The 23,994-nt window shown below is 27.8% G+C and carries 29 protein-coding genes; 7 read left to right on the top strand and 22 right to left on the bottom strand.

Going from position 1 to position 23,994, the window contains the following annotated elements:
* Genes AVBRAN12640_RS03340 through rplU form a run of 20 tightly spaced genes read right to left on the bottom strand, consistent with a single transcriptional unit; the run spans position 1 to position 14,880 of the window.
* Complete coding sequence (locus AVBRAN12640_RS03340; protein WP_214117364.1) at positions 1-843, bottom strand: tetratricopeptide repeat protein; 843 nt, start codon at positions 841-843, stop codon at positions 1-3.
* 3 nt (positions 844-846) lie between these two features.
* Complete coding sequence (locus AVBRAN12640_RS03335; protein WP_336608400.1) at positions 847-1,335, bottom strand: OmpA family protein; 489 nt, start codon at positions 1,333-1,335, stop codon at positions 847-849.
* A 60-nt stretch (positions 1,336-1,395) separates the two neighbouring features.
* On the bottom strand, positions 1,396-2,565 hold the full coding sequence (locus AVBRAN12640_RS03330) for a PD40 domain-containing protein (RefSeq protein ID WP_214117366.1): 1,170 nt from the start codon (positions 2,563-2,565) through the stop codon (positions 1,396-1,398).
* Positions 2,562-3,389, bottom strand: a complete 828-nt coding sequence (locus AVBRAN12640_RS03325; RefSeq protein ID WP_214117367.1) for a hypothetical protein — start codon at positions 3,387-3,389, stop codon at positions 2,562-2,564. Before AVBRAN12640_RS03325 ends, AVBRAN12640_RS03330 begins: the two co-directional genes overlap by 4 nt.
* Positions 3,386-3,778 carry a biopolymer transporter ExbD gene (locus tag AVBRAN12640_RS03320; protein WP_214117368.1) on the bottom strand — a complete coding sequence of 131 codons (393 nt, stop codon included), beginning with the start codon at positions 3,776-3,778 and terminating at the stop codon, positions 3,386-3,388. Before AVBRAN12640_RS03320 ends, AVBRAN12640_RS03325 begins: the two co-directional genes overlap by 4 nt.
* Positions 3,768-4,295: a MotA/TolQ/ExbB proton channel family protein gene (locus tag AVBRAN12640_RS03315; RefSeq protein WP_336608401.1), complete on the bottom strand. Its 528-nt coding sequence runs from the start codon at positions 4,293-4,295 to the stop codon at positions 3,768-3,770. The genes AVBRAN12640_RS03320 and AVBRAN12640_RS03315 overlap by 11 nt, the downstream gene beginning before the upstream one ends.
* Positions 4,292-4,669 carry an ATP synthase F1 subunit epsilon gene (gene atpC, locus AVBRAN12640_RS03310; protein ID WP_214117370.1) on the bottom strand — a complete coding sequence of 126 codons (378 nt, stop codon included), beginning with the start codon at positions 4,667-4,669 and terminating at the stop codon, positions 4,292-4,294. The genes AVBRAN12640_RS03315 and atpC overlap by 4 nt, the downstream gene beginning before the upstream one ends.
* A 1-nt stretch (position 4,670) precedes the next feature.
* On the bottom strand, positions 4,671-6,068 hold the full coding sequence (gene atpD / locus AVBRAN12640_RS03305) for a F0F1 ATP synthase subunit beta (protein WP_214117371.1): 1,398 nt from the start codon (positions 6,066-6,068) through the stop codon (positions 4,671-4,673).
* Between the two features lie 8 nt (positions 6,069-6,076).
* Positions 6,077-6,955, bottom strand: a complete 879-nt coding sequence (gene atpG, locus AVBRAN12640_RS03300) for an ATP synthase F1 subunit gamma (RefSeq protein ID WP_214117372.1) — start codon at positions 6,953-6,955, stop codon at positions 6,077-6,079.
* A gap of 8 nt (positions 6,956-6,963) precedes the next feature.
* Entirely contained in the window at positions 6,964-8,469 is a 1,506-nt protein-coding gene (gene atpA / locus AVBRAN12640_RS03295; RefSeq protein ID WP_214117373.1) for a F0F1 ATP synthase subunit alpha, read from the bottom strand.
* An 11-nt stretch (positions 8,470-8,480) separates the two neighbouring features.
* Positions 8,481-8,987 carry a F0F1 ATP synthase subunit delta gene (locus AVBRAN12640_RS03290; protein WP_214117374.1) on the bottom strand — a complete coding sequence of 169 codons (507 nt, stop codon included), beginning with the start codon at positions 8,985-8,987 and terminating at the stop codon, positions 8,481-8,483.
* Positions 8,987-9,475: a F0F1 ATP synthase subunit B family protein gene (locus AVBRAN12640_RS03285; protein WP_214117375.1), complete on the bottom strand. Its 489-nt coding sequence runs from the start codon at positions 9,473-9,475 to the stop codon at positions 8,987-8,989. The genes AVBRAN12640_RS03290 and AVBRAN12640_RS03285 overlap by 1 nt, the downstream gene beginning before the upstream one ends.
* 9 nt (positions 9,476-9,484) lie before the next feature.
* The gene (locus tag AVBRAN12640_RS03280) at positions 9,485-9,910 is read right to left on the bottom strand and encodes a F0F1 ATP synthase subunit B family protein (protein WP_214117376.1); all 426 of its coding nucleotides are present in this window, start codon (positions 9,908-9,910) and stop codon (positions 9,485-9,487) included.
* 60 nt (positions 9,911-9,970) lie between these two features.
* Positions 9,971-10,852: a ParB/RepB/Spo0J family partition protein gene (locus tag AVBRAN12640_RS03275; protein ID WP_214117377.1), complete on the bottom strand. Its 882-nt coding sequence runs from the start codon at positions 10,850-10,852 to the stop codon at positions 9,971-9,973.
* A gap of 3 nt (positions 10,853-10,855) precedes the next feature.
* Positions 10,856-11,626 (bottom strand): ParA family protein, encoded by a 771-nt coding sequence (locus tag AVBRAN12640_RS03270; protein WP_214117378.1) that lies wholly within the window; start codon positions 11,624-11,626, stop codon positions 10,856-10,858.
* Positions 11,623-12,360 (bottom strand): biotin--[acetyl-CoA-carboxylase] ligase, encoded by a 738-nt coding sequence (locus AVBRAN12640_RS03265; protein ID WP_214149698.1) that lies wholly within the window; start codon positions 12,358-12,360, stop codon positions 11,623-11,625. Before AVBRAN12640_RS03265 ends, AVBRAN12640_RS03270 begins: the two co-directional genes overlap by 4 nt.
* Positions 12,353-13,261 carry a methionyl-tRNA formyltransferase gene (gene fmt / locus AVBRAN12640_RS03260; protein ID WP_214149697.1) on the bottom strand — a complete coding sequence of 303 codons (909 nt, stop codon included), beginning with the start codon at positions 13,259-13,261 and terminating at the stop codon, positions 12,353-12,355. Before fmt ends, AVBRAN12640_RS03265 begins: the two co-directional genes overlap by 8 nt.
* A gap of 24 nt (positions 13,262-13,285) precedes the next feature.
* Positions 13,286-14,278, bottom strand: a complete 993-nt coding sequence (obgE, locus tag AVBRAN12640_RS03255; protein ID WP_214149696.1) for a GTPase ObgE — start codon at positions 14,276-14,278, stop codon at positions 13,286-13,288.
* Positions 14,279-14,302: 24 nt separating this feature from the next.
* Complete coding sequence (rpmA, locus tag AVBRAN12640_RS03250; protein WP_214117382.1) at positions 14,303-14,560, bottom strand: 50S ribosomal protein L27; 258 nt, start codon at positions 14,558-14,560, stop codon at positions 14,303-14,305.
* Between the two features lie 11 nt (positions 14,561-14,571).
* The gene (rplU, locus tag AVBRAN12640_RS03245; RefSeq protein WP_214117383.1) at positions 14,572-14,880 is read right to left on the bottom strand and encodes a 50S ribosomal protein L21; all 309 of its coding nucleotides are present in this window, start codon (positions 14,878-14,880) and stop codon (positions 14,572-14,574) included.
* 182 nt (positions 14,881-15,062) lie between these two features.
* Between rplU and AVBRAN12640_RS03240 the strand changes: the two genes are divergently transcribed.
* The 6 genes from AVBRAN12640_RS03240 (at position 15,063) to AVBRAN12640_RS03215 (ending at position 20,577) form a co-directional block, all read left to right on the top strand.
* Entirely contained in the window at positions 15,063-16,181 is a 1,119-nt protein-coding gene (locus AVBRAN12640_RS03240) for a PilZ domain-containing protein (protein ID WP_214120243.1), read from the top strand.
* Between the two features lie 3 nt (positions 16,182-16,184).
* The gene (plsY, locus tag AVBRAN12640_RS03235) at positions 16,185-16,829 is read left to right on the top strand and encodes a glycerol-3-phosphate 1-O-acyltransferase PlsY (RefSeq protein WP_214120244.1); all 645 of its coding nucleotides are present in this window, start codon (positions 16,185-16,187) and stop codon (positions 16,827-16,829) included.
* Positions 16,814-17,131, top strand: a complete 318-nt coding sequence (locus AVBRAN12640_RS03230; protein WP_214117386.1) for a dihydroneopterin aldolase — start codon at positions 16,814-16,816, stop codon at positions 17,129-17,131. Before plsY ends, AVBRAN12640_RS03230 begins: the two co-directional genes overlap by 16 nt.
* Positions 17,132-17,205: 74 nt before the next feature.
* Positions 17,206-17,877 (top strand): response regulator transcription factor, encoded by a 672-nt coding sequence (hsrA, locus tag AVBRAN12640_RS03225; RefSeq protein WP_214117387.1) that lies wholly within the window; start codon positions 17,206-17,208, stop codon positions 17,875-17,877.
* Positions 17,878-17,891: 14 nt separating this feature from the next.
* Positions 17,892-19,109 (top strand): sensor histidine kinase, encoded by a 1,218-nt coding sequence (locus tag AVBRAN12640_RS03220; RefSeq protein ID WP_336609498.1) that lies wholly within the window; start codon positions 17,892-17,894, stop codon positions 19,107-19,109.
* A 10-nt stretch (positions 19,110-19,119) separates the two neighbouring features.
* On the top strand, positions 19,120-20,577 hold the full coding sequence (locus AVBRAN12640_RS03215) for a Ppx/GppA phosphatase family protein (RefSeq protein WP_336608402.1): 1,458 nt from the start codon (positions 19,120-19,122) through the stop codon (positions 20,575-20,577).
* Positions 20,578-20,588: 11 nt separating this feature from the next.
* On the opposite strand, the gene AVBRAN12640_RS03210 is transcribed toward AVBRAN12640_RS03215, so the two are convergent.
* On the bottom strand, positions 20,589-21,467 hold the full coding sequence (locus AVBRAN12640_RS03210; protein ID WP_336608403.1) for a lactate/malate family dehydrogenase: 879 nt from the start codon (positions 21,465-21,467) through the stop codon (positions 20,589-20,591).
* A complete protein-coding gene (gene metK, locus AVBRAN12640_RS03205) occupies positions 21,464-22,663 on the bottom strand; it encodes a methionine adenosyltransferase (RefSeq protein ID WP_336607929.1) in 1,200 nt (399 codons plus the stop codon). The genes AVBRAN12640_RS03210 and metK overlap by 4 nt, the downstream gene beginning before the upstream one ends.
* A gap of 100 nt (positions 22,664-22,763) precedes the next feature.
* Between metK and sstT the strand changes: the two genes are divergently transcribed.
* Positions 22,764-23,993: a serine/threonine transporter SstT gene (gene sstT / locus AVBRAN12640_RS03200; RefSeq protein WP_214149693.1), complete on the top strand. Its 1,230-nt coding sequence runs from the start codon at positions 22,764-22,766 to the stop codon at positions 23,991-23,993.
* Position 23,994 lies beyond the last annotated feature (1 nt).

The raw sequence follows: 23,994 nt of genomic DNA, 5'->3' as shown, positions 1-23,994 counted from the left end.
TTAATTTATACTTTTAGCTTCACTTGAATCTGGAAATTGTTTTTTAAGTGCTGCATAAAAATTATTTGCTTTTTCTGTTTCATTAATTGCCTTCAACGAATTTGCGGTATTTAATAAAATTAAAGGCATATTAGGAGCTTTTACCCCTTGATTATTATATAAATCTGAACTTGTTTTGTAATAATATATAGCATTTTTATAGTCTTTTTGTGCGTATGCAATTTGTCCTAAATAAAAATTACATTGTGCAGGTTTATGTTTTGCATTTGCTAATTCTTCAAAAATTTTTGCGGAATTTTCATAATCTTTACTATTATATAAACTTATAGCATTTGCCATTTTTTGAGCTGGAGTTTCATTTTTAGCTGCAACCTCATTTGCTACTACTTGCTGAGTTGTAGATTTTACAGCTTTATTCTCGCCCAAGCTACTAACTAAATTTGTTAATTCACTTAAAGCCTTTTTTAACTGATTAATGCTGTTTTTTTGATTTTTTAATTCTTGTTTTATTTCAGAAATATCTTTATCATAAATATCAAGTTTTTCTTTTGAAAACTTTTCTACTTCTAATAATTTACCTTCAAAATTATAAGTTTTGTTATTCAAATCATCAACTACACTTTGAATACCTTCAATTCTTTCTAAAGCCTTATTTGTTTTAAAATCAACACCAGTATAATCTTTACTAAGAGTTTCAACCTTTTTTTTGTTCTCTAATAAAACTTTTTCATTTTCTGTTAGCCCATAAGGCTCTTTAATATTTATATTACCTGCATTAAAGGCTGAAGTTTCTGCGTAAATAATAGGGGCTAAAGCCCCTATAAAAAGTATTTGTTTTAGCATAAATTAAAACTGAACTTTTGTTTCTGCTCTACGATTTTGAGCATCGCATTCTTTTGTTTTATCATTACATACTAGGTTGTTTTCGCCATAGCTTTTAATTGTAATTCTTGAGCTGCTAACTCCTTGAGATTCTAAACCATCTTTAACAGCTTTAGCTCTTTTTAAACCTAAAGCTTGGTTATATTCTTCACTACCCCACTCGTCGCAGTTACCTTCAACAACAATATTTAAATCTTTACCATCTTGATTTAATAAACTTGCGTTATTTGATACTACGCCATACATATCTGAACGAATATCGTATTTATCAAAGTCAAAATATACTTTACCTAAAGAATTATTAATTCTTTCTAGTTTAGTATTAATATCTTCCTTAACATCTACATTCATATCTGGAGCAACCTCCACTTTTTTTGGAGCCTCAACTGTAGCCTTTTGACTACAACCAACAACTAAAGCTGCTAAAGCAACTGCATAAGCTAATTTTTTCATTTTTTTCCTTTCATAAAAAGTAATTGAAATTATAATTTCCAAAACTAAAAATTTATTTAATTACCAATCCAAAGTTGAAATTTTACCAACTTTTAGTGGGAAATGATACACTTTATTCTCATCAAGTCTTAAAATTCCTAAAGAACTTTGCATTCCTAATAATTTTATAAACATAATTGTCTTACCATCGCTACTAAAATTAGGGAAAATATTTCTACCATTTAATGTCAATTGTCTTACATATTGCGAATCAGTTGCCATAACATATAAGTTAAAATCTCCTGATTTTTCACGACTTGAATAAACTATATAATTATTATAAACACTAAAGGCAGAATTGTTTTTACCATGATAAACTAATTGAGTTGCGTTAGTTTTATCAAGACCTTGTAAATATAAATTAGGATAAGAACTTCTATCGCTAACAAAAGCAAAACTATCACTACCTACAAATCTTGCACTAACATCTATTCCTTTATACATAGTAAGTCTTTTTGTATTTTTAGTATTTAAATCTAATAAAAATATTTCTGGTTGATCTTCCGTTGTTTTAGTAATTAATGCTTTAGTTCCATCTTTACTAATATCACTAAGTGCTAACATACCAGAACCTTGAGTAATTAAAGTTTTTTGATTATTCAATAAATTATATTTATATATACTCAAAATATCTTTATTATAATCTGTATAATAAAATTCATTTTGATTGCTATTTGCCCATTTTGCAAATAAATTTAACCCACCTTGCATAATAATTTTTTGATAATTTAAAGTGTAATCTGCAATAAGAATTTGACTTTGCTTAGCAGCTATTTTTCTAGTAATTAAAATCTTTTTATTCATCCAATCTAAATCTGCTAATTTTAAGTCCTTAAACATTTGTGAAATTGCTTTGTGAGATAAAAACACATAAGCACTTTTTGGATAAGTAAAAGTATTGTTATACTTAATTTCATTATTCATACCCTTAAGAGTTATGCTTAACTCATAATTATTTCCTACAGGATTTAAATTATAATTTAATTCATAATTTGCATTATTTTCATTAGTAATTTCAAATTTAGAACTTACTAAAACATCATTTTTAATTACCTTATCAAAATCAAAATTAACCAAACTACTTGTAGTTATTCTAATCTTAGGCAACACCTCTTGCTCGCTAACCACATCCATAATAATATCAGCAGTTAAGCATACTAAACTAAAACATAATAAAAATATCTTTTTCATTTTATCTCCTTGATACTTAATATAACCGAAAGCCTTAAACTACCACTATAATCTTGTTGATTTGGTGGAATTCCTAAATTTTTGTTTTGTTGATTAATAGTTTGTATAAAAATTCTTGCCTTTTGTCTTAAAGCAGAACTTTCATTAAAACCATTATCTTTGATTTTTATTATACCATTTTTTGATATTGTAAAAGCTACTTCAAAAATTTCCTTATCATTAATATCTGAACTATTAGCAGTTACTAAACTCCAAACATTTTTCAAATACGCATTCACTCTACCAAAATATTCATCATAAATTCCAGAAACCTTAGCAGATGTTTGTGTAGTCTCTGAATTATTATTTGACTTAATTGTTGTATTAGCTAATTGTGATTGTATTTTTTTTAAAGCATCTAATTGTGATTGATTTAATTTATTTTCTTCTTGCTTAGTTTCCTTTTTTGGATTTTTTCTTTCACTTTTGCTAACTTTTAAATCCCCAAACAAACTACTTAAATCGCTATCACTATCTTTACTATCAGTTTGTTGTTCTACTTTTTCATTTTGTTCAATTACTTTATTTTGATTATCTTTTGTAGCATTATCATTGCTTGTATTTTCTGGACTTTTATTTATTTTTTTTGCTACTTCTTTAGTATAGTCTTGTTTAACCTCAGCTGGAGTTTCAACATTATCTTCTACGAACAATATATCCACTTCACTATTGCCATATTTAATAACTTCTTCATTTTTAGCAAAAATATTTATTAGCAAAATAAATATTAATATAGTAAGCACATATATTAAACAAGATAATAAAAAAGCTTTTGATTTACTCATTTTGTTTGAAGTGAAATTTTTACAAATCCTGCTTTTGAAAAAGTTGATAATACTTGCATTAGCTTATCGTAACTTATATCTTTATCTCCAGATATATAAACTATTTTATCTTTATCAAATTGATTTTTAATTAAACTAAAATTATCAAAAAAAGCAATATAAGGATATTTTTTCTTATTTAAAACTACTTCATCTTTTGTAATGCTTACGAAAATATCATCTTTTTTTGCTTTGCTAACACTTGATTTTGAGCCATTTGGTAAATTAATATTTTCATCATATTTTAAATTAGGAATTACTAGCATTAAAATTACCAATAACACTAACATAACATCAACTAAAGGAGTTATGTTTAACTCTGGGTCTTCGTGTAAAAAATCATTTTTCATTGCTAATAATCTTTATTTGACTCTCTAAAATATTTAAACATTCAAATACTTTTCGTTTCACAATTAAATGAAATGTATAAGCTAAAATAGCAGAAATAATCCCACTAGCAGTAGCTATTAAAGCATGACCAATTGGAGAAGCGATTTGAGTAATATCACCATTTCCATTTAAAGATATTAAAGTAAAGTATATTGAAACAACGGTTCCAAACAATCCTATAAAAGGCGAAGTAGTAGCGATAATACTAAGCCAAGTAAGGCCTTCGCTAAGATTTTTAGAAGCTTCATTATAATAAATCTCTAATTTTTTCATAGAACCTTCACAAGGTTTAAAATAAGCCTCAAAAGATAAATCTTGATTTTTTAATAACCTATCTAAAGTTCTTAATTCTTCTTGATAAAATTTAGAAATATTGCTTAAGCGATATAAAAAAATCGCTAAAGCAATAATAGAATAAAAACCCAAAATCCCAACTGCTAATAAAGTAGCTAAGTCAAAATCCGAAATCAAATTCATTTAGAATCCAGTCTTCCTAAAGTTGCGGCAAGGGTTGCTGAATTTGCACCTGCTGATTTTAATAATTCTTTAGCTTCTTCTAACTTTTTTTTGCTTATTGAATTATCATTACCACCTAGATAAACAGCACCTTGAGCCAAAATAACAACACTATTTTCATCAACTTTTACATGGCCTGAATCAATAGCTATAAGCTCCTTTGAACCATCATAATTTTCCACACTAATTACACCAGCTTGAAGCAAAGAAATTACAGAAGCGTGGTTTGGCAAAACACCAAACTCACCTTCACTTCCTGGCACTAACACTGATTTAACTTCTGAATTAAAGATTTCTCCGTGTGGAGTAACTATTTCTAAAGTTAATTTATCCATATTAAGCCTTTAATTTTTCTGCTTTCTTAATAGCCTCTTCAATATTTCCTACCATATAAAATGCGTTTTCAGGTAAGTCATCATATTTACCTTCTAATATACCTTTAAATCCAGCTATAGTTTCTTCAAGGCTTATATATTTTCCAGGACTACCTGTGAAAACTTCAGCTACGAAGAATGGTTGTGATAGGAATTTCTCAATTTTTCTAGCTCTTTCAACAACTAATTTATCTTCTTCGCTAAGTTCATCCATACCTAAAATAGCTATGATATCTTGTAAATCTTTATATTTTTGAAGCACACTTTGAACTCCACGAGCTACCTTATAATGCTCTTCACCAATAATTTGCGGGTCAAGCATTCTTGAAGTTGAATCAAGTGGATCAACCGCAGGATAAATTCCTTTTTCAGCAATACTTCTATTTAAAACCGTTGTAGCATCTAGGTGAGCAAAAACGGTTGCAGGCGCTGGGTCTGTTAAGTCATCAGCAGGAACATAAACAGCTTGAACTGAAGTAATTGAACCTTTTTTAGTTGATGTAATTCTTTCTTGGAATTTACCCATTTCACTTGCTAAAGTTGGCTGATAACCAACAGCTGAAGGAATACGACCAAGTAAAGCTGACATTTCTGAACCTGATTGAGAAAATCTAAAGATATTATCAATAAACATTAAAACATCAAGTCCCATTTCATCTCTAAAATATTCAGCCATTGTAAGACCTGTTAAAGCAATACGATTTCTTGCCCCTGGTGGTTCATTCATTTGACCATAGCATAAAGCAACTTTATCTAAAACATTGCTTTCTTTCATTTCATTATAAAGGTCATTTCCTTCACGAGTTCTCTCACCAACACCAGCAAATACTGAATAACCACTATGTTTAAACGCAACATTGTGAATTAATTCCATAATAATAACTGTTTTACCAACACCAGCACCACCAAATAATCCTACTTTACCACCTTTTGCATAAGGAGCAAGTAAATCAACTACTTTAATACCAGTTTCAAATATTTCACTTTTTGTGCTTTGGTCTTCAAATTTAGGTGGTTCTCTATGAATAGCCCATTTTGTTTCATAATTTTCTGGAGCACCTTCATCAATTAAATCTCCAACCACATTGAAAATTCTTCCTAAAACTTTTTCCCCAACAGGAACACTAATTGGAGCACCTAAGCTAACAGCTTTAGTTCCTCTTACTAAACCATCAGTCATATCCATAGCAATAGTTCTTACACGGCCATCACCTAAATGTGCTGCTACTTCTAATATTAAACGAATTTGCTTACCTTCAACCTCATAATTTACTTCAATAGCTTCATTGATTTGTGGTAAATAATCGCTAAATTCAACATCTACAACAGGTCCTAATACCTGAGATATAAATCCTTGCATATATTCTCCTATTCTTTCATTGATTCAACACCACTGATAATTTCAATTAATTCAGTAGTTATGCTTTCTTGTCTTGCTTTATTATAAGCTAAATTAAGTTCTTTAACCCTTGCTTTAGCATTATTAGTTGCGTTATCCATTGCTTGCATTCTAGCACTATGTTCAGCTGCTAAACTATCTATCAATGAATAAAACATACTATATTCTATATATCTTTTTAGTAATTCTTCTAAAACTTCCTTTTCTTCAGGTTCAATTTCTAATAAAGAATTTGAATTAGTAATTTCAGAATTACTTGAATCTACAGGTAATAAATTACACACTGATAATTCTTGAGAAATCATATTTTTATAGCCATTATGAACTAATATTATCTTATCAGTTAATGCTTTTTCATAATCACTAATAGCTAAATTAATAATTTCTCTAGCTTTTTCATAATCAGGTGAAGAACTAACGCCTGTATATTTATCTAGTATTTCAATTTTTTGAAAATTAAAAAACTCAATACCAACTTTTCCTATAGCTCTTAATCTAGTTTTAATACCTTTTTCTTTATTTTCTTTAATAATTTTACTAACTTCTTTTAAAGTTTTTATATTAAAACCACCGCACAAACCTTTGTCCGAAGTAATAAATACAACATCCACAATCTTAATCTCATGCTTACCAAAAAATCTACTATCTTTAGCCATATCAAATTGATTTAGCTTAAACGAAATTTCTTGCATAACCTCTTGCAATTTACTTGCATATACTTTAGACTTCTTAGCAAGCTCTTCTGCTTTTTTTAATTTAGCAGTAGACACTAATTTCATAGCATTAGTAGTCTTTTGAGTATTATGAACGCTCTTTATTTTTCTTTTTATCTCTTTTAAATTCGCCATTACAAAACCTACGCTTGTGTTGCTTTAAACTCATTTAATAAATTTTTAATTTTATCTTCTAAATCACTATCTAAAGCTTTTTTAACTCTAATTTGCTCAAAAATCTCAGGAGACTTTGTTTCAATATAAGCATATAAATCATTTTCAAATTTAGTAATCTTATCTACAGCAATATCATCTAAAAATCCTCTAGTACCTGCATAAATTAGAACTATTTGCTTTTCAATAGCTAATGGGCTATATGGAGGTTGTTTTAATACTTCAACCATTCTTTGACCACGCTCTAATTGTTTTCTTGAACTCTCATCTAAATCACTTGCAAATTGTGCAAATGCTTGTAATTCACGATATTGCGCAAGGTCTAATCTTAATGTTCCTGATACTTGTTTTGTAGCTTTAATTTGAGCAGAACCACCTACCCTAGATACTGATAAACCTACGTTAATAGCAGGACGAATACCTGAGTTAAATAAATCTGTTTCTAAGAATATTTGTCCATCTGTAATTGAAATAACATTAGTTGGAATATATGCTGAAACATCTCCTGCTTGAGTTTCAATAATAGGTAAAGCTGTTAACGAACCTGCACCTAAAGCATCACTTAATTTTGAAGCTCTTTCTAATAATCTTGAATGTAGATAGAATACATCGCCTGGATAAGCTTCACGACCTGGAGGACGGCGTAAAATCAAGCTCATTTCACGATAAGCTACTGCGTGCTTACTTAAATCATCATATACTATTAAAGCATGTTTGCTATTGTCTCTAAAGTACTCACCCATTGTAACGCCTGTATAAGGAGCAAGGTATTGAAGAGCCGCTGAATCACTCGCAGTTGCACTTACTACTATTGTATAATCCATAGCCCCATGTTCTTCAAGTTTTTTAACAACTTGCGCAACAGTGCTTTGTTTTTGTCCAATAGCTACATAAATACATACAACATTTTGACCTTTTTGATTAATTATAGTATCTACTGCTACGGTTGTTTTACCTGTTTGTCTATCTCCAATAATCAACTCTCTTTGACCGCGACCAATTGGAACAAGGGCATCAATTGCTTTAATACCTGTTTGTAATGGTTCATGAACGCTTTTTCTAGCCATAATACCTTTAGCTTTTTCTTCAACAAATGCAGTTTTTGTAGTATTTATAACACCTTTTGCGTCGATTGGCTCTCCTAAAGCATTAACAACACGACCAATTAATTCTTCACCAACTGGAACTTTTAATAATTGTTTTAATCTTTTAACAGAGCTACCTTCTTTAATATTTGAAAAACTTCCTAAAACTACAACACCAACACTATTTTCTTCAAGGTTTAATGCCATACCTTTTTCGCCATTTTCAAATTCAACCATTTCTCCTGCCATAACATTTTTTAATCCAAAAACATTAGCAACACCATCAGCTATTGAAATAACTTTACCAGTTTCTTCAATTTCTAAATTTAAATTAAAATTCTCAATTCTTTCTTTAATAATTGAGCTAATTTCATTTGCGTTAAAACTCACTGTTACTCCTCTTAAATTGCTTTCATTATATGCTGTTTGATTTTATCTTTTAATGAAGTTTCTGATACTATTATTTCATATCCTAAGTCTTCAATATAAATCTTTATTTCATTTTTATCATGAATTATATTTTTTAGTTTTATTTCTTTTTTAAAATAATTTGATAATTCTTTTTCGTGCTTTAATATATCATTATCACTAATTTTTTCTTTAGAATAAATATCAGCATAATAAATATTATTTTCTAAAGCTAATTTTTTAACTAATCCATCATAAACAACTGGAACTTTATCAAGTTTATTATTTACTCCTAATACCTTTAAAAAATTAATAATTTCTTTTTTGTTTGTATTAGATAAACTCACTAAAAACTCTATCTTTTTATCTAAGCTAATGCCAACTGCATTTATTATCACTAATGTTTTTTTATCTTTAAAGGCTTCTTTTAAAATCTCAAAACAAGATATAAATTCTTCCCTATCTTTTCTTTGCATTATTATATTTACATACTTTTCCATTAGCTAACTTTCCTTGAAACAATATCTAATAAATCAGATTGTTTTAAATTAACATTAGTATTTAAAAGCTCTTCTATAAGTTCATTGACAACTTCTTCTTTAGCCTTTTTCTCTTCAAATATTTTTTGCTCTTCATAAGATTTTTTCATATTTTCTATCTCATTATTAGCATCTTTTAAAATATTTTCATTTAATTTTATAGCTTGTTCTTTAGCTAATTCTATTAGCTTATCAGCCTCATTATTAGCTATCTCTATTTTTTTAATTGCTTCTTCTTTATTTTTTTTAGCCTCATCTAAGCTTTTTTCTATTGATACTAATCTATTTTTAATATTATCAATTCTATCACAATATATCTTTTTAATTGTCTTAGCAAGTAATAAATACATCATAACAGCAAAAATTACAAAATTTATAGTTCTATAGAAAATATCTGTATCACTAGCCAACAAATAAGTAGGTAATAAAATCCATATTAATCTGTTCATAAAGCAACCTTAAATTTTTTCTATACTTGCTCTTAAAGCATTTTCACACTGAAACAAATCAGCTTTCAACTCATTTTTAAACTGAATTTTTTTTGCTTCAAGTTCAGTTAAAAATTTCTGATAGTCTAAATCAAGACTAGCCTTTTTTTCTGCTATAGCTTTGCTTGCTTGCTCTTTTGCTACGGCAACTTGCTCGCTTTTGATGGCTTGAGCTTTAGCTCTTGCATCAGCATAAATCTTAGCAATTAATGTTTCATTATTACTAGCGTCTGTGTTATTTTGCTGAATTCTAGCTTCATCTTCTTTTATACCATCATCTCTATTTTTCATAAAGGTTAGCAATGGTTTGTATAAGATGTAATCTAAAATCCAAAGCAATATTAAAAACAACATAGCTGTTAATAACATCATTTTAAGATCTAAGTCATCAAACATACATTCTCCTTATTTTGATAAAACTTTATATTAACATAAAAAAATCAAATAATATTTAAATTATAAGTTTTTTATAGCATTTTCAACAAAATTTTTAGTATTTTCTTGATTTAAATTAAATATAAGTTTGCCATTTTGTATTTTAAAATCTATTTTAAATTCTTTTAATTTTTTTAACAAACTATCATCAATTATGTTATTTGTATTTTTACCCTTGAGTTTATTTGCTAGTTTTTCACAATCTCTAACATTTAATTTTTGACCAATAATTGTATTTACTAAAATCTTTTCATCTTCTTTTTGACCTGCTATTACTTTAGCATGACCTGCACTTAATTTGCCATCAATAATTAATTTTTGAGTATCTTCACTAAGAGTAAGTAATCTTAAAGTATTTGCTATATTTGCTCTACTTTTTTGAATACTATGCGCTAATTCTTCTTGAGTAATTTTTCTAACTCTCATTAACTCTTTATAAGCTAAAGCAAGTTCAATGGGATTTAAATCTTCTCTTTGAATATTTTCAAGTAAAGCTAATTCTCTTGTTTTACTTGAATCTATATTTGCAATAATTGCTTTAATTTTTGTTTCACCTAAAGCTTTAATAGCCCTTAATCTTCTCTCGCCAGCAATTAAAAAATATTTAGTTACTTTTTCTAAATTTTCTCCATTTTCCATTGCCTTTTCACAAAGCTCATCAGCATCTATTACAACAATTGGTTGTAATAATCCGTGATTTTTAATGGAATTAGCAAGTTCATTTATACTATCTTCATTAAAACTTTTTCTTGGCTGATATGGATTTGGAGTTATATCATCTATACTAATATCTCTTATAGTATCTAAATCACTTCTAAAAACTCCACTTAACTCATCATCATAAGCTAAAGATATATCATCTAAAATACTACTAAAATCTGAACCTAAAGATTTTTTTGCCATTTTCTATCCTATTAAAGAATGTGCTAAGCTTTGATAAGCAACACAACCTGGAGATTTTATATCATACAATATTATAGGTTTTCCAAAACTTGGACTTTCTGCTAGTTTTACATTTCTTGGAATTATTACTATCTCTCCATCTTTTCTAAATAACTTGCCACTTAAATGCTTTTTAAGTTCGGCAACCGTATCCTTTGAAAGATTATTCTGTGGGCTATACATAGTAGGTAAAATTCCCCTTATTCTTAACTTAGGATTTATTGCTTCTCTTATATTATGAATTGTCCTTAAAATATGTGCCAAACCTTCTAATGCTAAATATTCACATTGAATCGGGATTATTACATCAGTGCTTGCTGCAAGTGCATTAATTGTGATATTTCCTAATGCAGGTGGCGAATCTATTATTATATAATCATATCTATTTACAACATCTTTTAAAGCTTTTCTTAAAATTTGTTTATTATTTACACCTGTTCCTAATTCTTGCTCAAAATTAGTAAGAACAATATTTGATGGAGCAAGGTCTAGTTTATTCAAACTTGTCTTTAAAATAATCTCATCTAATGTTTTTTTACCACTTAATACATGATATATATTAAATTCAAAATCACTTCTTTTAAATCCGTAGCCTGTGGTAGCATTACCTTGTGGATCCATATCTATTAGTAAAACACTTTTTTCAGCTACCGCAAGAGAAGCTGCTAAATTCACTGCCGTTGTTGTTTTACCTACCCCACCCTTTTGATTAGCTATTGTTATAATTTCACTCATCTTAAACTATATATCCTTTTGTTATCTACTAAAATAGAACCATCTTCATATAATTTTACATCATTTAATGAATAAGTATTATCATCATTTTTAAAATAAAACGATCTACTTAATTCAAAATCACTCTTATAATAATCAAAAATTTCTTTCCAAGAAATATTAAGATTTATTCTATCAAAAAAAGTTTTAAGTAATGTTGAATATGAAATATCTATATCTAAAATATTAGCATCTACTGGTGCTGTAGTTATGTTTATACCAATACCACAAACTAATTTATCTTTTATTTTTGCAGTGATTAGCCCTCCAATTTTTTTATTATCTAAATAAAAATCATTAGGCCATTTGATAAAAACTTTTGAACCAAATTCTTTTAAGACTATTTTCATTATCATAGAATAATATATACTAGCTGATTGAATAGGTAAATCATCTGGTAAATTATCATTAAAAAAAGATAAATATAAATTATTTTTTATATCTAAATTAAATTTATTATATTCATCAAAAAATATAAAATCTATATCTTTAAAATACTGATTATGAATCTGAGAATTTATATTGCCAAATGAATCGGTATTATCGCTAACCCAATTTCTATTACAAGAGCCAATTCCGTTAGTTTGTTTAAGCGTAGCCAATGCAAATGCGTGTTCTTTAAAACCATTTCTAATAGCATTTATAAGCTCAACTTGAGTTGAACTTATACAATTACAAAAAGCTAGATTATACAATGCTATCTCCTTGTTTTAACCTTTTACCATTTACATATACATTAGCATCTAAAGACTTTTTACCTGCATCTTGCAATTTATAAACTTTTAAGCTGCCTTTTTTACAAGTTAAAATTAAATAATTTTTACCTATTTCTTTTATAAGCCCTTCTTTATTATCACTTTCACATTCATTCAATTCAAGTTCATTTAGCTTTAAACCATTTTCTAAAAATATATTAGGCCAATCATAAAATGCTAAATATTTTTGGTATATTTCTTTAGCATTATTTAGCTCAATTAAACCATCTTGTTTTTTAATAATTTTTGTATGAGTTGCCTTTGAATCATCTTGTTTAATAGGTTGAAAATAATTTGGATTTTCTAAAAATTCCAAAAGCATTTTTGCTGATAATTTAGACATTTTTTCAAATACTTGTGGAGAATTTAAATCCTTAATATTTAATTCTTGTTGATATAAAATATCTCCAGTATCAAGACCTATATCCATATTCATAAGTGTAACTCCACTTACAATATCACCATTTAAAATAGCACTTTGTATAGGTGAAGCTCCTCTATAATAAGGAAGTAAACTAGCGTGAGTATTAATACAAGGTGCTATGTCTAAAATCTCTTTTGGCAGTATTTTTCCATAAGCTGCAACTATTATAAAATCTGGTTTTTTATTGTTAATTAAATTTCTAATCTCTTCATTATTTCTTAAGCTTTTTGGTTGTGCTAATTCTAAGTTTAGTTTTAACGCAATCTCTTTTACTGGACTTGGAGTTAATATTTTTTTTCTTCCAACTTCTTTATCTGTTTGGGTTAAAACTAGACTTACATTATGAAATTTACTAAGCTCTTCTAAAATAAATGCCGAAAATTCGGGCGTGCCCATAAATACTATATTTTTTTTCATGATATACCTAAAAATTAAGATATGTTATTCAAATAACATTTTTGATAAAGATAATTTTAACTCTTTAATACCATCATTAGTAACTGAAGATATTTTTGTAACAAAAACTAAATTATCATATCTTTTTAAATACTCATTTAAAAGTTCTAATTCTTGAATTAAATTCTCTTTAGCCACATCACATCTTGTGATTGCAACTGCAAATTTAAAATCATTCAAGCCATAAGCTTCAAGTTCTTTGTATAAATTAATAAATTGTTCTTTAATGCTCATTTCTTTAAAACTATCTAGCATAAATAATAAGCATTTTGACCTTGATATGTGTTTTAAGAACTCATATCCTAAACCTTTTCCTTCGCTAGCACCTTCTATAATTCCTGGTATATCAGCCATTACAAACGAGTAATCATTAATATCTACAACACCTAATTTTGGAGTAAGAGTTGTAAATTCATAATCAGCAATTTCTGGCTTAGCATTACTTACTATACTAATTAAAGTAGATTTTCCAACATTAGGATATCCAACTAATCCAACATCAGCAATTAATTTTAATTCAAGTCTTACTTCTAGACTTTCTCCTTTTTTGCCAGGTTGAGCGTATGTAGGTCTTTGATTAACAGAACTTTTAAAATGTCTATTTCCAAGGCCACCTAAACCACCATTTAATAAGACTATTTGCTCTCCTAAACTCGTAAAGTCATGTAAGATTTCATTGGTATTAATATCAATAATTTGAGTACCTATTGGAACCTTTATTTCTAAATTCTCACCTTTTTTACCACTTTTATTTCTAGGTAATCCACAATCACCATTACTAGCTTTTAAATGTGTTTTGCCTTTAAAATGTGCTAAAGTATGAAGATTATTATCACAAATAACCACTACATCGCCACCACGACCGCCATCGCCGCCATCAGGACCACCTAGTGGTACATGTTTTTCACGGCGAAATGAGCTAGCACCCGCTCCGCCGTTACCAGAGCTCAGCCTAATTTTTATACTATCAACAAACATTACCTAAGCTCCTTTTAATTTAAATTATACTGCAGGATATACAGAAACTTTTTTGCGGTTTTTGTCTTTTCTTTCAAATTTAACAAAACCATCAACTAAAGCAAAAATAGTATGATCTCTTCCCATACCAACATTTGCTCCTGCGTGAGTTGCTGTTCCTCTTTGGCGAATAATAATATTTCCAGCTCTTACAAATTCTCCACCAAATTTTTTAACACCTAAACGTCTACCTATAGAATCTCTATTATTTTGAGTTGAACCTTGACCTTTCTTGTGTGCCATTGTATTTCTCCTTACGCTTTAATTTCTTTTACTACTACGCGAGTAAATTGTCTTCTAAAACCTCTTTTTAATTTAGAGTCTTTTCTTCTTCTTTTCTTAAAAATTACAACTTTTTTATCTTTTCCTTCGTTGATAACTTCAAGAACAACTTTCGCTCCACTAACAAAAGGGGTACCGATTTTTAATTCTTTATCGTTAACAGCTAAAACATCTGTAACTTCTACGATAGACTTTTTCTCTGCTTCAAAGCGATCTAACTTTAATTCGTCGCCAACACTTACTTTGTACTGCTTACCGCTATGTTTAAAAATAGCATACATAATTCATCCTTTGTAATTTAGTAAGTCCCATCAAGCACTTTAAATATTAGAAATTTAAAGATTTAAATAAGCTTAAATGAGTTGTAAAAAGCGAATACTATCAAAAAATCATTAATTTTTATTTAAAAATTTATTTTTTTTGCTACACTAATGCTATTTTTAGTTTAAAAGGAAACAAAAACATGAGTTTTGAAGGAAGAGACGAACTAGTTAATTCTAGTATTAATTATTTTGAAAAATATACACACAAATTTATTAATAACATACAAGCTTATTATAGAAGCGAAGGCAAAATTTTATCAAAAAATTGTGAAGATGCTTACGAAGAATTATTTTCTATGTTACTAACAAAAGATTTTAGTATAGAAAGAGGTAAGGAATTAGCCAAGACAAAAGACTTTGATAGAGCTTGCTTTTTTGAATTTTTATTAAAAACTTATATAGATTTTTCTAAGCATATTATGAATAATGGATTAAACAATAAATTAGTTGTTAATCTCGCCTTTGCATTAGAAAGATATGGTTCAATTTTTTGCACAATTTGTCACGATTCTACGACTGCACAAAGTTCAATTAATGTATTTTCAGCAAGTAGTTCTGGTGGATTTTTTATACACGAGAATTTTATAGATACATTTAAAAAAATGTATTCTGTAGGAGAAAAATTAGAATTTTTAAATCTTTATAATGGTGTTCCTGTTAGAACTTACGGAGAAATTTTACAAGTTGAAGATGCGAGTATAGTTGTAAAAGTTGATTTAATGCAAATTTTAGCTATGAAAGAAGAAGATTGCGCTTATATAGTTCAAAATCAATATTTGCAAAAAAATATTAAAGCAAATATTTTATCTGTTAATATTGTAAATTGCACGGTAACTTTAAATAATTTTGAAAGCCAACCATATATGCACGCATTAAAAAGAGCATATCCTAGAGTGCATCCTAATGAATTTACTAAAATAGCACTAACTCATGAAGATGGAAGGGTTGCTAATGGAAAATTATTTGATATTTCAGAGGGTGGAATTGGTGTTGTTTCTAATGAAGATGTAGGATTTAAAAGAGGTGATATTTTATCATCTTATATTTGTTTACATATGCCTCATTCAAATGAAGCAGTTGAGTTTAATTTAAAATTTAAATTAGTTGTTTTAATTGTGTATCAAAATGCTTACAGATATTGTTTAGAGATTTTACCAGACCAAGAAGATGCTAAAAAAATTCAAGAATTTGCAAGCAGAAGAGTAGAAGAAACTTTAGTAGAGCTTAAAAATCAATTAAGCCTATATAAAAGAGATTAAGATATGAATTTTATTACATTCATAATTGATTTGTTTACAAATAATAATTTAATTTGTATGCTAATAGCCTATTTAATAGGCTCAATTCCTTTTGGATTAATATATGCTAAAAAATTTGCGAATGTTGATATTAAATCTCAAGGTTCAAAAAGCATAGGAGCTACAAATGTATTAAGAGTTGTAAAACAAGTTAATCCAAAATTAGCTAAAAAATTAGCAATAGCTACTATGTTAAGTGATTTTTTAAAAGCTATGCTTCCAATTTGTATTGCTATGTTTTTAGATATAAGTGAAGCAACAATTTGGGCTATGGCAGTTCTTAGTGTTATAGGACATTGCTATAGCATATTTTTAAGCTTTAATGGCGGTAAAGGCGTAGCTAGTGGGGCTGGAGCTTTAATACTATTAGTTCCTTATTCTGTAATTATAGGTCTTATTTTTTGGCTAATAATCGGAAAAGTATTTAAAATATCTAGCTTAGCATCATTAATAGGATTTAGTATTGGAGTAATTAGTGCAGAATTTTTATACCCTAATATTAGTATTAATTCTCACGCACCAATATATTTAATATTATTTTTTGTGTTCTATAAACATATACCAAATATTATTAGATTGATTTTTAAAGACGAATGCAAAGTCATATAAAAATAAAAACAAAATTTAAATGTATAATAGGCTTATTGGAATTTGAAAGATTAGAAAAGCAAACAATAAGCCTAAAAATAAATGCAAAAGCTGATAGTTTTTTAGACTATGCTAAAGTAACTAAATTATCAAAAAAATATTTAAAATCAAAAAAATTCTTTACCTTAGAAAAAGCTAATAAAAAACTAGCAAAAAAAATAAAAATCAAATTTCCACAACTAAAAAAAATAAAAATTGAGATTATTAAATTAGAGATTATGAAAAACACAAAACTTAGTGCTAAATACAAAAAAAAATATTAAAATAACTTTAAAAAAACTTGAATATTTGCTTAAATTGTGTTAGCATAACCTTAATTTTACTTTAAGGAAAAAAAATGCGTATTTTAGTAGTGGAAGATGAAATATCTTTAAACAAGACACTAGCCGAAGGTTTAACTGAATATGGCTATCAAATAGATGCGTGCGAAAATTGTAAAGATGCTGAATATTATATCGGTATTAGAAACTACGATTTAGTATTGACAGATTGGATGCTTCCTGATGGTGATGGCACTGACTTAATACATGTTGTAAAACATAAATCTTCAAGAACTTCAATCATAATTTTATCTGCAAAAGATGATAAAGAAAGTGAAATAAGCGCTTTAAAAGCAGGTGCTGATGATTACATTAAAAAACCTTTTGATTTTAATGTATTATTAGCTAGAATTGAAGCAAGACTTAGATTTGGTGGGTCAAATACAATTAAAATTGATAATTTAGAAATAGACCCAGATGAAGAAAAAATTACTTATAAAGGTAAAGAAATTGAATTAAAAGGTAAACCTTTTGAAGTATTAACCCATCTTGCAAGACACTCTGATCAAATAGTATCAAAAGAACAATTATTAGATGCAATTTGGGAAGAACCTGAACTTGTAACTCCTAATGTAATTGAAGTTGCAATCAATCAAATTAGGCAAAAAATGGATAAGCCTTTAGGTATCTCAACTATTGAAACAATAAGAAGAAGAGGCTATAGATTTTGCTTTCCCAAAAAAGCATAAGAAATAAATTTTTCTTGCAACTAGCATCTACTATTACGGTGCTAGTTGTTATTTTTTCAGTTCTGTCGTATCAAATTCTAAAAATTAATATAATGCAAAATGAATTTGATAATTTAATCAAAAATGCTATTAGTATTATTGAAGTGAATAATAGTTCAAACTTTATTATTTTTAAAGACTATAAAATAATTCATTTAGATAAAAAAACTATGAAACCAAACTTTCAAATAATCAATGAAAATGATAAAAAAGTCTTGATTTTAACATATCCTTACAATGAATTTGGGGATTATATAATATTAAAAAAAGATATAAGTCAATCAATTAAAATTCTTGATACTATTTTTATATCTTTATTTTTAATAATTATTATTGCTATTAGTTTGATTATTTTTTATTCATTATTCTTATCAAGAATATTATCAATGCACCTAAAAGAATTAAGCGTTAAAGTTAGTAGGTTTGATGATAACTTTACAAATAGATTAGATTATAAAAACTATCCATTAGAGTTTAAAGAAATCATAAGTAGTATTAATCACTTAATTACTAGAATTCAAAACTATAATATGTCTCAAAAAGAACTATTTATAGGAATTGCTCACGAATTAAAAACTCCTTTAGCAGTTATAAAAGCTAAAAACGATGTAACGCTAATTAAATCAAGAGATAGTGAATATTATATTCAAACCATTAAAAACTCTAATGATAGCATAGATAATATCAATAAAATCATAAATGAAATTCTTAAAATTGGCAGATTAGAAGGTGCGCAATTTGAAGAACCAAATGAAATAGATTTAATTGATTTTATTAGACAAGAAAGCAAAAATTTTAGCCTATTAGGCTCAAAAACAGGACAAAAAATAGAACTCAATCTAAACCCAAATGAATTAAAAATAAAAATACAAAAAACCTTATTCTCACAAATTTTACAAAATTTTATTCAAAACGCATTTAAATTTTCTCAACCAAATACAACAATAACAATTACAACTTTCATCAATAATATGACTTTTTATCTATATGTAGATGATATGGGTTGTGGAATTAGTGAAGATAAAGATTATTTTGCACCATTTAAAAGATTTGGAGATAAAGAAGGCGTTGGATTAGGACTTTATTTATCAAAATCAGCTGCAACCGCACTAAAAGCTGAAGTATCATTAGAAAATAGAAAAGATATGCAAGGAACAAGGGCTATTTTTTCTATGAAAATCAAAAAAAATTAAGAGAAGAAATATGGCAAAAAAAACTGCAATTATTGATTTAGGTTCAAACGGAATTAGAATGGCAATATATGAAAAAACTTCAAGATATGGTTTTTATATATTAAACGAACAAAAAGTTAAATTTCGTTTGGCACAAGGTGCTTATGAACAGGATAATGTATTAGTAGAAAAACAAATCAAAAAAGCTTACGAAATAATAAAATATTTTAAAACTCAAGCGCTTAATTTTAAGTGTAATAAAATATTTTGCATAGGAACATCAGCTCTAAGAGATGCAAAAAATAAAGCTGATTTAATTAACCTATTAAAAAAAGATTTAAAACTCAATATCAAAACTTTAAGTGGAATGGAAGAAGCATATTTAAGTGGTTTTGGAGCTATTAATTTACTACCTAAATTAGATGAAAAATCAATTTGTTTAGATATTGGTGGTGGTAGTGCTGAATTGTGTTTGTGTGAAAATACAAAAGTAATTAAAACTTTCTCGCTTGACCTTGGAACGGTGAGATTAAAAGACTTATTTAAAGACAAATTTAATAAATTAGAAAAATATATAGATAATTATTTAGAGCAAATCCCTGATGATTTTAAAGCTTCTATCTTAATTACAATAGGTGGCTCATTAAGAGCTATTAGCAATGCTATTATGGAAAAAAATAATTATCCTTTAAGTCAGGTTCATGCTTTTTCTTATCAAGTAGATGAAGAAAGTGAATTTATAGAAAAAATTATCAATTGCAAAAATTCAGAACTTAGCTCGCTAGGAATTAAAAAAGAAAGACACGATACCATTAAAATGGGTGCTTTAGTCTTTTATAAAATAATTAAAAAATTAAAAATTAAGCAAATAATTACAAGTGGTGCTGGAGTTAGAGAAGGAATATTTTTAAAAGACTTATTTAAACACCACAAAGGGTTTCCAGCCAATTTTAATCCGAGCTTAAAAAGTCTTGAAGATAGACTAATTAAATACAAATCAGGCTCACTGGTTAGTAATGTTACAAGATTATTTAATACTTTAAATGAAATTCATTATGTTGATAAAAAATATCTAAAACACTTAACATATGCAGCAAAACTCATTGAAACAGGTTTATTGCTTAGTTATTATTCAAACCATAAACATAGTGCTTATTGTGTTTTAAGTGGTCTAAATTTTTGTATAAAACACGAAGATAAAGCACTAATAGCAACTATAATAGAACAACACGGCAAAAAAATAAATTATGAGAATTTAAAATTAAAAAAACTATTGCCAGATGAAAATACCATATCTTGGCTTAATTTTATTCTAGCATTTTGTAATGCTTTAAATAAGGCTAAAGAAAACGAAATTTGTGATTTTTCTTATAAAAATAAAACTTTATATATAACAAAAAATACAAATAATTTCATTATGCAAGAAGCTATTAAAAAGATTAGCAAGCCAAAAAGTTTTAATGTATATATAAACAATGAAGAGATTTAACTCTTCACTAATTATTTAATAGAATTAATAGTCTTTAAAATATAATTTTTTGAGATTTCAAGTTTTTCTTTTTCATCTTTATTTAAGTCTAATTCAAGAACTTTTTTAATACCACCCTTACCTACTACAACCAATCTTGAATAAGCTAAATTATCTTGAGTAAAACTAATAGGTGTGATTAAATTCTCATCATCTTTAATAGCTTTAATAATTCTTGCAATCACACTTCCTATTCCAAATTCTGTTTTACCTTTTACTTTAAAAATCTCTCCACCCTTAAAGCGAACTCTGTTTTCAATCTCATCTAAATTAAGGTTAAACTCATTAATATTTTTACCACCCACAAAGGCATTGCTCTTATAAAAAAACTGCGTATCTCCGTGCTCTGCTAGCATAAAAGCATTTATATTTTTATAAGAAATCCCTAATTTATTGGCAATTTCAATCTTAAGCCTTGCACTATCAAGCGTTGTGCCTGTGCCAATTACTTTAAAAGTATCTAAGCCGCTTAATTTTTGAGCGTAATAAACAATGCTATCATTTGGATTTGTAGCTATTAAATATATACCATTAAAGCCCTTTAAGGCATTAATAATTTCTTTTAAAGGTTCATAATTAGCCTTAAGTTCAAGCGTTCTATCAGGCTCAATGCAAGTTGTATATGCTAAGACAATAAGGTCACATTTTACTAATTCTTCTACTTTGCTAACAGCAAAAATTTTAGAATTTGAATTGGTATTTTCAAGACTATCTTCTAAATCAATCTTACTTGCATTTGCTAAGCCATCTTTAATATCGTATAAATAAAGCTCGTTTGCTATATTTTGACTACTTAACATAAAACTTGCAGCCGAACCAACGGCTCCAAGTCCAATAATTCCTATTTTCATTTTAATAAACTCTTAAATAACTCAACGCTATCAAGCTGCTCCCAAGGATAACTTGCAACTCCAACTTGCCCATAAGTCGCAACATCAGCATAAGAAAATCCAGCTTTACTAGGCTCATCTAATCTAAATTTTTCTTTAATCCATCTAGGAGTTAATGCAAAATTTCTTTCAACAAATGCACTTAAAATATTATCATCAACACTTGCATTTGTCCCCATACAATCAACATTTACGCTAATTGGTTTTGCAATTCCTATTGCATAGCTAATTTGCACTATACATTTTTTAGCTAAGCCACTTGCAACTATATTTTTTGCTACATATCTAGCTGCATAAAGCCCACTTCTATCAACTTTTGTGTAATCTTTTGAGCTTTGTGCACCTCCTCCTATTGGGCTATATCCACCAAAACTATCTACTATTAATTTTCTTCCTGTTAAGCCACTATCGTGAAGGCTTGAGTGATTTACATATCTTCCTGTTGGATTAATATAAATAATGCAATCATCTTTATTAAATAGCTCTTTTGGTAAGCCCGAATTACAAATTAAATTCATAATTTTTGAGCGAACTTCATCAAGACTTAAACTACTTACACTAGGAGCTGAAACTACTATTGTATGGATTTTTTTAGGCTTACAATTTTCATAATTTTCCTTGCTCTCATAATCAATTGTAACTTGAGTTTTAATATCTACTCCAAATTCGTGTGGATTATTTAGAGCATATTCATATACTTTATTACAAATCATTCTCGCATAAAAAATCGCAGCAGGCATAAATTCAGGTGCTTCGCTACTTGCAAAGCCAAACATCATACCTTGATCACCTGCTCCTATTTCTCCACTTTCTTGATCTACGCCTTGATTAATATCATTACTTTGCTCGTTTAATAACACTTGCACTTTAACATCACTTGGGTGTAAGCATTCAGCCTTGCTAAAATGAGAATTTTCTTTATAACCTATTTTAATTAAAGCGTTTTTAACTACTTCTTCATATTCACTTTCACTAACCTTTAAATTAGATTTAATCTCTCCACCAATTATTACATTCTTTCCAGCGACAAAAACCTCACTAGCAACGCGAGCATTTTTATCATAATTTATATGCAAATCAACAATGCTATCAGCAATGATATCAGCACATTTATCAGGGTGTCCTGCACTTACTACTTCACTTGTAAATAAATACATTTATTATCCTTTAATAATTAAATTTTGCCTAATTTTAGCCTTTATAGTTAATGTTTTGTAAGAGAGATTTGCTATATTTTTGCCTTTTTAAGGAGATATTATGAGCGTCTTAAGTTCAATGATTAAAAGATATAAAAGTACTAATTTAATTATAAAAATTATGATTGGTATTGTTGTAGGTGTTTTTGTTGGAATTTGTATTCCTAGTTTTACTGATTATACTTCTTTATTAGGAGATTTTTTTATAGGTGCTCTAAAAGCAATTGCTCCGATATTAGTATTTATTTTAGTTCTTAGTGCAATCTCTACTAGAGAATATGGAAATGGAACTAAAAAAATAAAACAAGTAATAATTTTATATTTAATAGGAACTTTCTTAGCTTCTGTTTGTGGTGTTGTTGCTAGCTTTTTATTTCCTACAAAACTTATATTAGAAATACCAAATAATATTGATTTAACCCCGCCAAGTAGTGTTGCTATGGTATTTAAAGATTTATTATTTAAAATGATAGAAAATCCAGTAAGTGCATTAGCTAATGGAAATTATATTGGAATTTTAACTTGGGCTATAGCTGCTGGAATTGCACTTAAAACTTGCTCAAAAGAAGTAAAAAAAGTATTTATAGATATTAATGAAGGCACTATTAAAATTGTTGCTTTCATAGTTCGTCTAGCTCCTATTGGTATTTTTGGTCTAGTAAGCACAAGTGTTGCTAAAACTGGTGTAGAAACTTTAGCTGATTATGTTTTATTACTATTAGTATTAGTTGGGACTATGCTATTTGTAACATTTATAATCAATCCATTAATAGTATTTGTAGTTACTAAGAAAAATCCTTATCCATTAGTTTGGGTTTGTATAAAACACTCTGCAATTTATGCGTTTTTTACAAGAAGTTCAGCTGCAAATATTCCTGTAAATATGGCACTATGTTCAAAAATTAATGTTGATAAAGAATTATATGGAGTATCAATTCCACTAGGTGCTACAATTAATATGGCTGGAGCTGCTGTTACTATTTCTGTTTTAGCACTTGCTGCAGTTCATACATTAGGACTTAATATTACTTTTACAAACGCTATACTACTTAGCTTTTTAGCTGCATTTGCTGCTTGTGGAGCTAGTGGGGTTGCTGGTGGCTCACTTTTACTTGTTCCTTTAGCGTGTTCATTATTTGGGATAAATGATGATATTGCTATGCAAGTAGTTGGGGTTGGCTTTATAATTGGAGTTATTCAAGATAGTGTTGAAACAGCTTTAAATAGCTCTACTGATGTGCTATTTTCTGCAATTTGTTCTGATACTAAAATAGATTTAAGTAGGGTATAAA

The organism is Campylobacter sp. RM12640 (genome assembly GCF_020137595.1).
GTDB lineage: Bacteria > Campylobacterota > Campylobacteria > Campylobacterales > Campylobacteraceae > Campylobacter_E.
The sequence above is the reverse complement of the archived record's forward strand: the minus strand, read 5'-3'. Positions and strand labels throughout refer to the sequence as shown.